This window comes from Candidatus Schekmanbacteria bacterium (assembly GCA_016219965.1).
In the GTDB taxonomy this organism is placed as follows: Bacteria; Schekmanbacteria; GWA2-38-11; order GWA2-38-11; family J061; genus JACRJM01.
Window position 1 is genome coordinate 14,450 of the sequence record JACRJM010000001.1, and the last position, 14,180, is coordinate 28,629.

The 14,180-nt window shown below is 40.5% G+C and carries 15 protein-coding genes; 12 read left to right on the forward strand and 3 right to left on the reverse strand.

Annotated elements, in window-relative coordinates:
- The first annotated feature begins 2 nt into the window (after window positions 1–2).
- From HZA77_00060 to HZA77_00115, 12 genes are all read left to right on the forward strand, one after another.
- On the forward strand, window positions 3–584 hold the full coding sequence (locus HZA77_00060) for a hypothetical protein (GenBank protein ID MBI5373796.1): 582 nt from the start codon (window positions 3–5) through the stop codon (window positions 582–584).
- Window positions 581–3,049, forward strand: a complete 2,469-nt coding sequence (locus HZA77_00065) for a hypothetical protein (GenBank protein ID MBI5373797.1) — start codon at window positions 581–583, stop codon at window positions 3,047–3,049. Before HZA77_00060 ends, HZA77_00065 begins: the two co-directional genes overlap by 4 nt.
- A gap of 52 nt (window positions 3,050–3,101) precedes the next feature.
- The gene (locus HZA77_00070) at window positions 3,102–3,926 is read left to right on the forward strand and encodes a thermonuclease family protein (GenBank protein ID MBI5373798.1); all 825 of its coding nucleotides are present in this window, start codon (window positions 3,102–3,104) and stop codon (window positions 3,924–3,926) included.
- A 26-nt stretch (window positions 3,927–3,952) separates the two neighbouring features.
- The gene (locus HZA77_00075) at window positions 3,953–4,111 is read left to right on the forward strand and encodes a hypothetical protein (GenBank protein MBI5373799.1); all 159 of its coding nucleotides are present in this window, start codon (window positions 3,953–3,955) and stop codon (window positions 4,109–4,111) included.
- Complete coding sequence (locus tag HZA77_00080) at window positions 4,104–4,787, forward strand: protein-L-isoaspartate(D-aspartate) O-methyltransferase (GenBank protein MBI5373800.1); 684 nt, start codon at window positions 4,104–4,106, stop codon at window positions 4,785–4,787. Before HZA77_00075 ends, HZA77_00080 begins: the two co-directional genes overlap by 8 nt.
- Window positions 4,788–5,005: 218 nt before the next feature.
- Window positions 5,006–6,067: a tetratricopeptide repeat protein gene (locus tag HZA77_00085; GenBank protein MBI5373801.1), complete on the forward strand. Its 1,062-nt coding sequence runs from the start codon at window positions 5,006–5,008 to the stop codon at window positions 6,065–6,067.
- Between the two features lie 261 nt (window positions 6,068–6,328).
- Window positions 6,329–7,738: a sugar transferase gene (locus HZA77_00090; GenBank protein MBI5373802.1), complete on the forward strand. Its 1,410-nt coding sequence runs from the start codon at window positions 6,329–6,331 to the stop codon at window positions 7,736–7,738.
- Window positions 7,735–8,451, forward strand: coding sequence for a nucleotidyltransferase family protein (locus HZA77_00095; GenBank protein ID MBI5373803.1), 717 nt, complete (start codon window positions 7,735–7,737; stop codon window positions 8,449–8,451). The genes HZA77_00090 and HZA77_00095 overlap by 4 nt, the downstream gene beginning before the upstream one ends.
- Window positions 8,452–8,460: 9 nt before the next feature.
- Window positions 8,461–9,441, forward strand: a complete 981-nt coding sequence (locus tag HZA77_00100) for a GHMP kinase (protein MBI5373804.1) — start codon at window positions 8,461–8,463, stop codon at window positions 9,439–9,441.
- A gap of 24 nt (window positions 9,442–9,465) precedes the next feature.
- Complete coding sequence (locus HZA77_00105; GenBank protein ID MBI5373805.1) at window positions 9,466–10,023, forward strand: SIS domain-containing protein; 558 nt, start codon at window positions 9,466–9,468, stop codon at window positions 10,021–10,023.
- Window positions 10,023–10,580 (forward strand): HAD-IIIA family hydrolase, encoded by a 558-nt coding sequence (locus HZA77_00110; GenBank protein ID MBI5373806.1) that lies wholly within the window; start codon window positions 10,023–10,025, stop codon window positions 10,578–10,580. The genes HZA77_00105 and HZA77_00110 overlap by 1 nt, the downstream gene beginning before the upstream one ends.
- Window positions 10,577–11,506, forward strand: a complete 930-nt coding sequence (locus HZA77_00115; protein MBI5373807.1) for an NAD-dependent epimerase/dehydratase family protein — start codon at window positions 10,577–10,579, stop codon at window positions 11,504–11,506. Before HZA77_00110 ends, HZA77_00115 begins: the two co-directional genes overlap by 4 nt.
- Window positions 11,507–11,528: 22 nt before the next feature.
- On the opposite strand, the gene HZA77_00120 is transcribed toward HZA77_00115, so the two are convergent.
- The 3 genes from HZA77_00120 to HZA77_00130 form a co-directional block, all read right to left on the reverse strand.
- Complete coding sequence (locus tag HZA77_00120) at window positions 11,529–12,293, reverse strand: hypothetical protein (GenBank protein MBI5373808.1); 765 nt, start codon at window positions 12,291–12,293, stop codon at window positions 11,529–11,531.
- Between the two features lie 241 nt (window positions 12,294–12,534).
- On the reverse strand, window positions 12,535–13,494 hold the full coding sequence (locus HZA77_00125; protein ID MBI5373809.1) for a transposase family protein: 960 nt from the start codon (window positions 13,492–13,494) through the stop codon (window positions 12,535–12,537).
- Between the two features lie 49 nt (window positions 13,495–13,543).
- Window positions 13,544–14,173 carry an enoyl-CoA hydratase/isomerase family protein gene (locus HZA77_00130; GenBank protein MBI5373810.1) on the reverse strand — a complete coding sequence of 210 codons (630 nt, stop codon included), beginning with the start codon at window positions 14,171–14,173 and terminating at the stop codon, window positions 13,544–13,546.
- Between the last annotated feature and the right edge of the window lie 7 nt (window positions 14,174–14,180).

Genomic DNA, 14,180 nt, shown 5'->3' on the forward strand with positions numbered 1-14,180 from the left:
CTATGACAATAACTAGTAAAAACAAGTTTAACATTTATGCTTCATGCCTCTTGTTAGTGCTGTTACTGTTTATTATTTTCTCCGTTCAATCATACGGCAGAACCCAAAGCTTAACAGAAAATAAATTATGCGGTTCAGCCGGAAGTTTAAGCGGCAAAACAATTAAGCTTGGCACATTCAGCATAACATTGCCGCGTGGATGGAAAAAAGAATCAGGAGGCGATGACTCCTCTGTCATGTTCATAAAGAAAAAAGGAACGTCTGTAATATCTCTTTCATTGATGAAGACTACAGAAGAGGGGACAAGCCTTTTGGAGACTGTGAAATTCCTGCGGCATACTGAGCTTGATTCAGGAAAAATATCCGTGTCATCTATAAGAAAATTTAATACGTGCAATGGAGAATGGGGCTACAGGTTTGCCCTTAGATGCAGTTTGGGAAAAGATGATAAGTTCTTTGAATGGCATATATATCTTGAAGGGAGTGACGGAAATCTCTTCCACATCATCTTCAGTACAATGTCAAAAAAGAATTTTTACAGGAGGGATTATGCTCGCATATTAAAGAGCATTAAATCTTTATGACCGGATTTTTTCAAAATCAGATAAAACTGAAACTTGCTGCGGCAATCTTTTTTCTTGTCATGATTTTTAATAGTGAAGCCTTTCCATGGACAGGCTTTAACAGATGGACAAATGCGAATCCTCCGGGGCAGGGTTACATCGTATCAGTTGACGTGGATATAAGAGGGGAGTCTGTATATGCAGCAGATGCGACTGAGGGGCTTTTCAAGAGCTGTGACAGGGGAAAGACATGGGATAATATATTTTACGGAGATACCGGGATAAAGAACCGCTCATGTACGGTTAGAACTTCAATCAATGCAGCAGGACTTCTCTATTATTCAACTGAGAGAGCGATTTTTAAAAGCACTGACGCAGGTGCTTCATGGGAAGAAATATTTTCTTCAGGAAAAGATAAAATCAAATCCTTTGATATTGCCCCTGATGATTCGGGGAAACTTTATATTTCTGCCGGAAAGGCAATTTATGAAGTTGCAAGCTACGGCAAAGTAAAACAAATCTATCACTTCAGCAGCAAGAATAGCGCTTCACTTTGCGTTGCAGATATTTACTTTCCGTCACGTATCTATGCCGCATTGAGCCGCGGCGGGATGGTTGCATTAGTTGAAGAAAAAAATAGATGGAAAGCAGGAGAAAAAAAATTAAGTGATTTCAAAATAACCTCAATTGCACCTGATCCATGGGTGCCGAATAAAATATATGCAGCAGCAGGAAATAATCTCTTTATCAGCGAAGATGGAGGAGAGAACTGGAGTGAAAAGTCCATAGCACCGCAGTATGACCTTAAAGGTGCGCAGTCAGTTTCAATACTTGTCTCAAAAAAAAAGAAGGGCCTTATCTTTGCCGCAGTTTTAGGTGGAGGGGTTTTCAGAAGTTATGACGGAGGTGAGAAATGGGAGAAAATAAGCAATAGAGAGCTTTTCATTACATGTCTGGCAGAATATCTTCCCGGTAGCCGGATTATAGGAGGCTCACTCGGAGACGGCATTTATGTGTGGAATAAGAAAGATATTGAATGGGAAAGACAGAACCTCCTTAAAGGTTATTTAAGAAGTGTTACTCATTATGGGAAAAATATTTTTGCAGTCACATATTCAGGGAGGCTTTTCAGAAGCAAAGATAACGGAAAAAACTGGAAGGAGGAAATAATTTCGCAATCGGAGATGATAGTCTCAGCAACATCTTTTTCAGCAGCAGATAAGATTTTTTATATTGCAGTAACAGATGACGGAACAGTTTATATAAGAGAGAAAAAAGACAGAGAGTGGAGAGCAACATCAGCAATCACAAATCCTGACAAGATTTATTCTCTTACGGGGGGAGCAGAAGGAGTATATGCTGTTGCTTCTGATAAGCTGTTGTTCTCTTCTGATGGTGAAGAATGGCAGGAGGTCATTGTTCTGGACGGTTCCGAAAGTATCAAAGATTTATTAACTTTTGAGTCTTCTTCAGGCGCAGCCTTACTTACGGAAAATGGTCTCTATAAAATCAATGGAGAGGATATTGTAAACCCTGTGTTGCCGCCTGAAAGTTGTGAAGGTATTTCATCTGTCTATTTTAGTAAGAAAGATCGTTTATATGCAGTATGCCCGGATGCAGGGTTTATTTATTCTTTAGGTGATGAACTCACATGGCAAGTCTTTGCAAGCCTTCCTGAAGGAGAGAAAGTTAGTTCAATTGCTGTTAATGAAACCAGTGAAAATAAAAAAGACATTTATGCAGTCACAGAGAGTAACAAAATCCTCCGGTCATTTTATTACGAGGGTGATTACAGCAATAGCTGGTTTGAAGTTTTGAATGATTCAGAGGGTGAAGCCGCTTACAGGATATGGTGCGGGGAAGATGGTGAAATCTTAGCCTATAATGAAGATTCAGGTCTGATCAAAAGCAATCCTTATTATTCAATTGCGCTTGGCGCGCCTTTGTCAAAGTGGAAGTCAAAGATGGTTTCCTTCCCGGTTAATGCAGATGAAATGAATAAAGAGAACTCAGTTCTATTAAAAGATTATATCAAAGGGCGCTTCAGGATATACCGCTTTAATGGTGGTGAAACTTCAGAGTATGAAGAAATAAAAAACATAGGAGATCTGAATTCTAAAGAAGGTTACTGGCTTATGTATTCCGGAAATATCGAAGGTACAATCCCGGGGAATCCTGCTTCATCCTCAGAGCCATCTTCGATAATTCTTGAGTCAGGCTGGAATCTGGTCGGCAATCCCTTCCCTCTCTCCATATCTGCTGACAACCTCACTATCAGCGAAGATGAGAAAAATATTCCTGCAAAAAGTATCTTTATATGGAATAACAAACAGCAAAAATATGAATCCGCTGAAACCATAAAATGCGGTGAAGCCTTCTGGATAAAGAATACTACAGAAAGAAAAATCAAACTTGTTATTTCCCCTTCCGCACAAAACCCCAATTACATATTCTCTCCTTCAGACCTCCCTCCATCACCCATTTGACTTTTCTCAGAATCTCATTGCATTTTTAAAGTCAAGCTGACAAGCTATTGTCATGTTTCCAGCGGATTCGAATAAACTAGGGTATAGAGCGGGCTTAGTTTTTTTACTATTCACTGCCTTTGCCCTGATTTTATTTTCTGGAATCTCTACTGCAGCAGAGAAGAAAAATGATGTCCCGCAGAGCGCTGAGCAGAAATCTTCACAAGAGAAATTGCATGTTGTAACCCATGTTATTGATGGCGATACCATAGTTTTGAATAACTCTGTGACAGTAAGATATATCGGAGTTGACACCCCTGAAATCGGCGAGCCATTCTATAACGAGGCGAAAAGCTTCAATGCTTCTTTGGTTTCGGGAAAGAAGGTGAGAATAGATGTTTGTGAAGAGGAACCTTTTGATAAATATGGAAGAACACTTGCCTATGTATATTTAGATAATGTCTGCGTCAATGAGGAGCTTTTAAAAAAAGGATTAGCCAGAGCACTTTCCATCCCGCCATGCGGCATCAAAAAATATAAGGAATATGCGAAACTTGAGGCTCAGACTCGTACACAAGAGGCAGGGTTATGGGCAGATGAAAAAGTCATAAAAGCAGATAATGCAAATTCAGTTATGGGTCAGAAGGCAAGTGTAAGGGGAAAGATATTGAGCGTACATCGCGGCAAAAAAGCCATATTCCTGAACTTCGGTACAGATTATAAGCATGATTTTACTGCTGTTATTTTCATAAAAGATCTTCCAAACTTTACCGCCTTCGGGATTAACCCTTTGCTTACATATTCAGGAAAAGATGTGATAGTGCGTGGAAAAGTAAAAGAGCATAATGGGCCTGAGATAATCCTTTTATACCCTTCCAATATAGAAGTTTTGAATTAATATTATAATATTAGGGGGTAAAGTTTATGGCTACCGGTCTTGTTTACAGTGATCCGTCTGTTTTATATTTCAGCATCCATGAATATCCCCATTACCCGGGAACAGGATCCAAAGAAGAAAGAGGGCCGGAGGCTCTAAAGAGCAGTGCAGCAGAACATGTAAAAGCATTATTGGGTGATGGATAAGATGGGATTATTCTGGAACAAAAATAGTGGTGAGAAGGATTTTGCCATTCTCAGAGAAAAGATGGTAAAGGATCAGATTGCAGCAAGGGGGATACGCGACAGAAAAGTGCTGGATGCAATGCTTAAAGTTGAGCGCCATCTTTTTATTCCCAATTCATATTGGGAATATGCATACCTTGACCAGCCTGTTTCAATAGGTTACGGACAGACTATTTCACAGCCCTATATCGTTGCTTTCATGACGGAAGCTCTGAAGCTTAGAGGTGATGAGAAAGTTCTCGAAATCGGGACCGGCTCAGGTTATCAGTCTGCAATATTATCGCTCCTTGCAGCAAAGGTCTATTCCATTGAGATAATCAATGACCTTGCTTTGGTAGCTGCGGCAAGGTTGAAAAAACTTAGGTTTCTTAATGTCGAAGTTAAAGCAGGTGACGGATACGACGGATGGAGTGAGCACGCCACTTTTAATGCAATTATCCTTACTGCAGCTCCGGAGAAAATCCCTGAACCATTGATCGACCAGCTTGCTGAAAACGGCAGACTTGTTGCACCTGTTGGCAGAGTGTTTCAGGACCTTGTACTTCTGGAAAAAGGGAAAAGCGGGAAGATATCAATGAGAACAATAACAGGAGTCCGGTTTGTTCCAATGACTGGGAAAAGTGAAAAGAATCAATAAATTAGCCCATAATCCAATCCCTCAAGTGTCTATTTTGTGTTTATCACTTCAATGATGAGTATCTGGGTCCAGATTAAAAAAAATATAAAAAATACTTGTCCACCAAAGCTGTTTGATATATAAGAGTTTTTTTAATATGTAGATGCTTCAGAGATTGAAGGAAGAGAATCAGGAATAAAATAAAAAACTGATAAGAACTGTTATTGGAGGATTGTAAGATGTTTAGAGATTGGCGTTTTCTGTTGATTGCGGGCATAATGCTTGTGGCTTTTGCCGGGTGCGCAACCGGTCCATCTGTGCCAGACCCGACCGGATACTATCTTAAGGCAAAAATTGATTACGACAATAAGAAATATGATCAGGCTATAGTGTCATACAAAAAGGGTCTCGAGATTAAACCGGACGATCCCGAAGGACACATCGGTGTTGCTCTTTCTTATTTTGAAATAGAAAATCTTGTTGAAGCAGAAAAGGAGTTTAAAGAGGTATTAAGGTTGAAACCAGATTTTCCTGAGGCCCATTATAATCTGGGTAAGGTTTACGTAAAGCAGAATAAGATGGCTGATGCCTTGGCTGAGTTTCAGCAGGAGCTTGCACTTAATCCAAACATGTCAGAAGTGGAATATTTCGTGGCTACAACTGCATATCAGGAAAAGAAATATGATATTGCCAGCGTAGCCTTCCAGAAGTATATAGACGCACTCACAAAGAAGATTGATGAGTCGAAAGCTGAGCTTGAAAAGAAAAAGAGTGACAAGGCGGCTGTTGAGTCGTGGAATAAATATATAGAAGACCTGTCAAAAGAGAGAACTAATTTCCATCAGTATCTTGCTTATTCGTATATCAATCTTGGAAAACTTGATGACGCGATTGTAAATCTGAAAAAGGTTCTTGAAGCCAATCCCAATGATATTTATGCAATGCTTAACATTGGCCAGATTTATTTCAGCAAAAGGGAAAATGATAATGCTCTCGAGTATTTCAACCGTGCATTAACCGTTGATCCTAAAAACGAAACAGCGCTCTTTAAAGCCGCGTCAGTATATTATGATAAGAGTGATTATGATAAGTCTCTGGAACTTTTTAACAGAACTCTTGAAGTAAATCCCAATATGGTTGAAGCGCACAGACTTCTTGGCTGGATATATTTTAAAGAGAAAAAGGATTTACCTAAAGCGCTGGAACATCTCAAAGCCATTAAGACGATAGACCCTCAGTACAAGGAAATGGATGAACTTGACAAGCTTATAAAGTTCATTGAAACTTCTCAGGACAAATAATAAACGAGAAGTCAAGGGTGAGTTATAGTATATCAATAGACATTAGAAGAGGTTGACTAGGATATAAAATTATCGAAAAAAGTCTACCAGTAAACTTAAATTTTATTGCCCGTTCTGGTAGTCTGTTTTTCTGTTTCAATGATAATGTCCAATGATCCGGATGTGAAGTTAACCCAGCTACAATTCTGACGGACTGTTTGTATAAATATCAAGAAGTGTCTAAAACGGTTGCAGGAAATTATTCTGTGTCTCAGGATTGGAATGAATAATAGCACAATTAGAAAATTATTTGTCTTTGATAAACTGATCTTAGACTGCCTTGCAATAACGATATCTTTTATAATAGCCTATATTACAAGATATATCATCCAAATCCCGTTTGTTTTCCAAAGCATTGACAACTACTATGATGATTTTACTGTAGGAATTATTGCCTGGATTTTTTTCCTGATAAAAGCTGACCTTTACCGCCACAAGGCACAACTTTGCAAGTTTGATGAATTTTTTTCAATAGTTGGGGCAGGGATTTTTGCAACACTTTGCATGTTTGCCTACATGTCATTGATTAAGGAGTCAACATATGCGAGGCTGACTTTCATATACTCAGGTGCGCTCGGGATAATACTTATCCCTATTATGAGGTCTGCTCTGCATTCTGCCCATAACAGGATGAGAAGAGAAGGATTCGGGATCATCCATACATTGATAGTGGGAGGCGGCAAATCCGGAGAGATGCTTGAAAACAAAATAAGAAACCATCCTGAGATCGGGTATCGTCTTGTAGGTACCATAAAAGAGGAACAGGTGACGAACAACCCTGATGCTAGCAGCAGTGGAGCAGATAAATATCCTGAGATGATAAAGAAGCTTTTTAATGCCACATTTGATTTTGTAAATAAAAACCACGTAGATGAGATCATTTATATCAGGTCGCGTAGCCACAGGGAAGACATGATGAAGATCGTTTATTTTTGCCAGGACAAGAATATTACTCTTACACTTGTTCCCGATCTTTTTGAGATAATGACAAAGAAGATAGATTATGCTGACCTTGGGAATATTCCTCTGATACGCCTCAAGCAATCGCCAATACCTGCATGGCAGAATGCTATTAAAAGGATTATTGATTTTATCCTTTCTCTTGCAGGATTAATAATCCTTTCCCCTCTCATTGGCGCCATAGTGCTCTTGATCAAGCTTAATTCCCGAGGGCCTGCCATATTCAAGCAGGAAAGAATAGGGAAGGATGGTCACCCATTTATCATGTACAAATTCAGGTCTATGAAAACATATGCTTCTAACCTGCCTCCTACAAGGGCTGAGGAAGATGATCCAAGACTCACAAGCATAGGCAAGTACCTAAGAAAATTCAGCATAGACGAACTTCCTCAGCTTTACAATGTGTTAAAGGGGGATATGACAATGGTTGGCCCCCGCCCGGAAACAGCCCTGTATGTGGACCAATATAACAGTTGGCAGAGAAGAAGGCTTGAGATGATACCCGGGATTACAGGACTTGCCCAGGTTAACGGAGTGCGCGGGAATATCGACTCTGTGGACGAACGTGTCATGTATGATATTGAGTATATAGAAAATCAGAATATCTGGCTCGATATTAAGATACTCTTTGCTACGCTTCTGGTTTTCCCATTTCAAAGAAAAGCGGGATGAAAGCTTTTCTTCTTGCCGCCGGTCTTGGTACACGCCTGCGGCCTCTTACTGACAATATTCCAAAATGCCTTGTTCCTCTTGAAGGCAAGCCTCTTCTTTATTACTGGATAAGGCTCTTTGAAAGGTACGGAATAGATGAACTGTTAATCAACCTGCATTACCATCCTGAGGCAGTGAGAGAGTACGTAGAAAATGTTAATACCAGGCTAAAGATAAATCTGTTCTATGAAAAGGAGCTTATGGGGAGTGCAGGTACGGTTTTTGCCAACAAGGAATGGATTGGAAATGACACGGAGTTTGTAATTGCCTATGCTGACAATTTAACCTGTCTTGATGTAGGAAGTATGCTTAGAGCCCATAAAGAACATAAAGGAGTTATGACAATCGGACTTTTTAAAGCTGCAAAACCAGAGGAATGCGGAATAGTATCCATGGGCTCTGATGGCCTTATAACCGGTTTCCATGAAAAGATAAAAAACCCTCCGGGGAATTTGGCCAATGCAGGAGTATATATTGCTGACAGGAAAATATTTGATATAATCGGACAGGAAGGAAAAATGGACTTTGGTTTTGATGTGCTTCCAAAGTTGACTGGGAGGATTTATGGATATAAAATCAATGAATATTTTATTGATATAGGAACTCCTGAGAATTACAGTAATGCCTGCAGGGAATGGGGAAAAGTACTAGAATCATACAGCTTTTTAAGGTAATGGATTGATATGATTATTTCACAGACACCTTTACGTATCAGCTTTGCCGGAGGCGGTACGGATTTTAAGGATTATTATGAGAATTTCGGAGGCGGCATTGTCTTAAGCTCAGCAATAGACAAGTATATATACGTTATCATAAAAAAACGTTTCGACAAGATGATAAGGATTGGCTATTCGACGACTGAGATGGTGAGCCACGTTGACGAGATAAGGCATGACCTTGTTCGGGAAGGGCTTAAGAAAGTGGGGATAGACGGGGGTGTTGAAATATCTACGATGGCTGATATCCCCTCCACGGGTTCAGGGCTTGGATCTTCAAGCGCTGTTATGGTGGGGCTGCTCAATGCCATGTATGCCTACAAAGGGATTCTTAAAACTGCCGAGGAACTTGCCCGCGAGGCTTGTGAAATAGAGATAGATATCCTCAAAAAGCCTATCGGCAAGCAGGACCAGTATATAGCTGCCTATGGTAACCTTCGCCAGATAACATTCAAGGAGAATGGCAGTGTGATTGTTGAATCCGTTGAAATCGATGAGAATGTCAAAGAGCGCTTTAACAGTAACCTGCTTCTTTTCTACACCGGGAAAAAAAGGGAAGCGAGCAATATCCTCTCGGAGCAGAAAAAAAACATAAACACATTCTGCGACACTCTTAGCAAGATGAAAAATATGGTGTCGGAGATGAAGGAGAGCCTGCTGGAGGAAAAGATTGACGACTTCGGCCATCTCCTTCAAAAGGGTTGGAATTTTAAGAAGAACCTTGCAAGCAAGATTACCAACAGCTTCATTGATGATATTTACAAAAAGGCTCTTGATGCAGGGGCTCTTGGCGGAAAGATAGCAGGCGCGGGCGGAGGAGGTTTTTTACTTCTCTACTGTCCTTATGACAAACAACCAAAAGTGCGGAAAGCTCTTCCAATGCTGCAGGAGCTGAAGTTTAACTTTGAACGTGGCGGCACAAAGATAATTTTCAATATCAATCATTAGAAAAGGAAGGACATACCTAAAATCATGGATACAAGAGAATATCTTGAAGATGTTTCTTCAATCATAAAGAAAATACCGGTTGAAAAGATTGAAGAGATGATAACGCTTCTCACGCAGGCATACAGAAATGACAATACTGTATTCCTCTTCGGGAACGGGGGAAGTGCTGCTACAGCTTCGCATATGGTCTGCGATCTTGGCAAGGGTACGGTTGTGGACGGAGAAAAAAGATTTAAAGTCATATCTCTTTCCGACAGCATCCCTCTTATGACTGCCTATGCGAATGATTATGATTACCAGTATATCTTTTCAGAACAGCTTAAGAATCTCGTAAGAAAGAATGATATTGCCTTTGGATTAAGCGGGAGCGGCAACTCCCCGAATGTTCTTAATGCCTTTAAGACGGCACGGGAGAACGGTGCAAAAACCGTGGGACTCACAGGGTATGAAGGCGGGAAAATGAAAGACCTCTGCGATCTTAGCATAATCGTGCCGAGCAACAATATGCAGAAAATAGAGGATCTTCATCTGATTATCTGCCATGTGATTTTTTCGCGCATAAGGGATTCCCTTAAATCCTGATGTTTGTTCTCGTAGACAGAGACGGAGTAATCAACAGGAATCTCGATGGAAAATATATTTCATCATGGAATGAATTTGAGTTCCTGCCCGGCTCAATAGAGGCGCTGAAACAACTGGCAGAAAACAATATCAGATGTGCCATTGTTTCAAATCAATCCGGAGTAAACAAGGGCGAGCTGTCTGAAAGTGAACTTTATGAGATAGATAGCAGAATGCATGCTGAGCTTAGGCTTGGCGGATGCAGGGTGGAGAAGACTTTTTATTGTGTCCACAGGGAAGAGGAAGGATGTGAATGCAGGAAACCCAGGCCAGGGCTTCTTATCGCGGCAAGCCGTGAACTTAACTTCGACCTCTCAAAAACCTTCTTTGTCGGCGACTATATGACAGATGTGGAAGCGGGCGTTGCAGCAGGAACAAAGACTATTCTTGTCATGACCGGAAGGGGAGAAAAAGCAAATTTGAAAAGAGATGAATGGAAAGCAGAACCTGATTATATTGCTGCTGATCTTAAACATGCTGTAGATATTATTTTAAAAATAAGGGAGAAAATGAAATGAAAAGGGCGCTTGTTACGGGTGGTGCCGGCTTTATAGCATCACATGTTGCTGATGGTCTTATTGATGATGGTTTCGAAGTTTCCATAGTTGACAACCTTGCAACTGGGCATGAAAGGAATCTCCCCCCGAAGGCAAGATTTTACAAGATGGATATAAGGGATGAGAAACTGGCTGATGTGTTCGACAGGGAAAAGCCTGAAGTGATTTTTCATCATGCTGCACAGATGGACGTGAGGAAATCTGTTGACGATCCACGCTATGATGCTGATGTTAATGTGCTTGGTTCACTAAACCTTCTCGAGAACTGCAAGAGGACAGGGACAAAAAAAATAATGTTTGCATCCACAGGAGGCGCTGTGTACGGCGAAGTTCAGAAGTGTCCTGCCGATGAAAGCCATCCTGTCGCACCGCTTTGCCCTTACGGTCTTTCAAAGTTTGTTTTTGAAAATTATCTCTCCCTTTATGGCAGGCTTTATGGGATGAAATACACAGTGTTGAGATACCCCAATGTTTATGGGCCGAGGCAGGATCCGCACGGTGAAGCGGGAGTTGTTGCAATTTTTTCCCAGCAGATGCTCACTGGCGTGACGCCGAAAATATTCGGTGACGGGAACAAGACACGCGACTATGTCTTCATTGCTGATATCGTAAGGGCAAACCTGCTTTCATTAAGCAAGGGGGATTGCGAGGTTATAAATCTCGGCTGGGCTAAAGAGATAAAGGATATAGAAATATTCGAAGCTGTGCGTGATGCCGCAGGAGTTGATATAAAACCTATATTTGCTGACAAACGGTTAGGCGAGATAGAAAGAATCTGCCTTGATGCCGGGAAGGCTAAAAAAATCCTCGGATGGCAACCGCAGGTTCCTCTCAAAGAGGGAATAAACAGGGCGGTAGAATTCTATAAGAAACTTTTTAAAAAATAGAAAATTCTATACGCTATTATTTTTATTTGATTTCTTCAGGCAGTTGAGTAAGGTCATCGGTTTCGTAAAATGCTATTACCCGCACATGCTGGTATCTTTGATGTTCATCCATAGTTGCATTTTTAGGACTGTAAGTATCGCCGATACTGAAAATCTTGTAAAACTCGTGTGATACATTAATGAGATACTTGTCAACTATATCGATTGGGAATTCGGAACGCTTCTTGGAGAGAAACTGATTGAGCTTACTGTCACCAGTTGCCGAAGCGCTTCCTATGGAAACAAGAAGCACTTTTCTGCCTGCGCTTTCTCTTGCCAGATAATCTGTGAAGTTTACAAGGCGCTCATATTCAAAAGATTTATCCTCTATAGTGCATTCTCTTATGGGGAAAAAAATGGTTATCTCCCCTGTTCCCTGCTTTTTTGATAACTGCTCGATGATGCCTAGAGCCTTTTGAGCAGTCTCAAAGTTCTTGTTGGTTGTTTCAAGAGTTTTCTTGTTTGACTCTTCAATTCTCTGTGTGGAATCTTTTATTTTCTGGTTTGATGTTTTCAGGGATTCAAGCTCTTCCATCCCCATGTTATGGGAGTCAACGAAAATCTGGGCGAGCTTACTTGCCTGACCTTTTGATGCTCCTCCAATGATAGTTCCATTCGGGAAAGTTATTGTCCTTGTGCCCCCTCCAGTAGTATCAACCATTTGAAGATCTTTTGGTTGTCCTGCACAGCCAATAATAAGACAGACAGTAAGCAATAAAGAAAACAGAGCGGCAAATGTCTTAATCATAATTATATTCCTCCTTGAATTCTGCATTATAACATTGACAGTCTGCCAGCTCCAAGTTTTTTTTTATTTTCCCTTAAAAATAGGTTCACGCTTCTCAAGGAATGCCGTTGTCCCTTCAAGCTTGTCTTCCGTTGCGCAAAGTAGGCTTACGTTGTTTATTTCAAATGAAACGGCATCCTGAAATGACATCTCAGAACCTTTAATGATAGTCTCAATCGCATATTTAAGGGCGACAGGTGTACTAGCTCAATAATTTGGTAACTTTTTGGAGCTTATCAAAAGGTGTTTCATAGTTCACCCCACCATGCTTTCTTAAATGATTATATTCAAATAAAAAGTTTCCAAGGTTCATAATAAGGTCTTGCTCAGAGTCAAATGAATTAGGATAAAAGAATTCATTCTTGATAATCTTCCAAAAGGCTTCTATCTTGCCATTAGTTTGAGGTCTATAAGGTCTGGTACAGATGTGTTTTATACCTAATTCATTACACATTGTTTCAAATGGATGCTCTCTTTCAAGTGTTCCTTTGAACTCAGGTCCATTGTCAGACATTATAGCATCAAACTCAAAATTATATATTTGTTTAAACCATGATAAGGAACGTGCCATAAAGTAAGTCAAAGTTGATGCCTTTTTATCTTTTAGTATCTCAACATAAGTCAATCTTGTACAATCATCACAAACAGCTGCAGCATAAAGTTCTTTGGTTTTAAAAAAGCACCTTATGTCTTTGGGAACCTTTGTCATATCAATATGAGCAAGCTCTCCTGGTGCTTGCTTTTCATAACGTTTAATTATCTTTTTCTGTAATTCATTTAGAGGATAACGTGCCTTTATCCTGTCCATTGTAGCAGGAGAAGGTGTCTTGTCGAGATAGTAAGGCTTGAACAGAAAAACAAGTTCATATCTATTGGATCCAAATCTTCTGTAAGCCTTTACAATATTGCGCTCTATATCCTTAGGAGTTCTCCTTGAACCTGGTCTGGCGCCTCTCTTTTCTGGCAGAAGCGACTCATCAGATTTCTCTCCTCCATGCCATTTATTATAATAGCGCCTTAGCTCTTTAGTGCTGATTTGATGTGCTTTGCAAAGGTCTTTTACAAATTTGAAAGAACGCGGAATAACCTTTGCTTTTGTCTTCTCATATTCTTCTAAAATTGGTTTCCAACGTTTGACAATAACTTGATTCTTAATTTGCATTCAGGCCTCCTTTGATTATATATAACATCCTACCAAAAGAGTTACCTAATTAGTGAGCATAAACAACAGGTCCTCTTTTTGATATTGTGCCTGCCAGCATTTGAGCTTCACTCATCAGGGTTTCCTGCTTCACTATGCGGGTTACGAGCGATATCCTCTGCGCCTCAGTAGAGCTGATTATCTCTCCCGTAAGTATCATCTCAAGGGCTTTCCCTCTTCCCACAGTTCGCGGCAGCCGCAGTGTTCCGCCGTAGCCCGGGATTATGCCAAGATTTATTTCAGGCAGGCCGAAGCTTGCATTTTGAGATGCAATGCGGATATGGCAGGCAAGGGCAAGCTCGCAACCGCCTCCGAGACAAAAACCGTTAATCGCGGCGATGACAGGTTTGCCGAGCATCTCTATGGAATTTAACATATCATGACCGCGCCTGAGATATGCCTGTGCAGAGGAAGGTGTGAGCGCCATTATTTCTTTAATGTCTGCTCCTGCGGCAAATGCGCGGTCTCCAGCTCCGGTGATTATTACAGTGAGAACAGATGGGTCACTTTTTATTTCTTCGATGAGAGAAGCAAGTTCTTCAACTGTCTCGGCATTGAGTACATTTAAAACCTGCGGCCTGTTGATGGTAATTATCCCGGTCTTTTCTTTTATTTCATAAAGGAGGTTCTTATAAGCCATATTATTA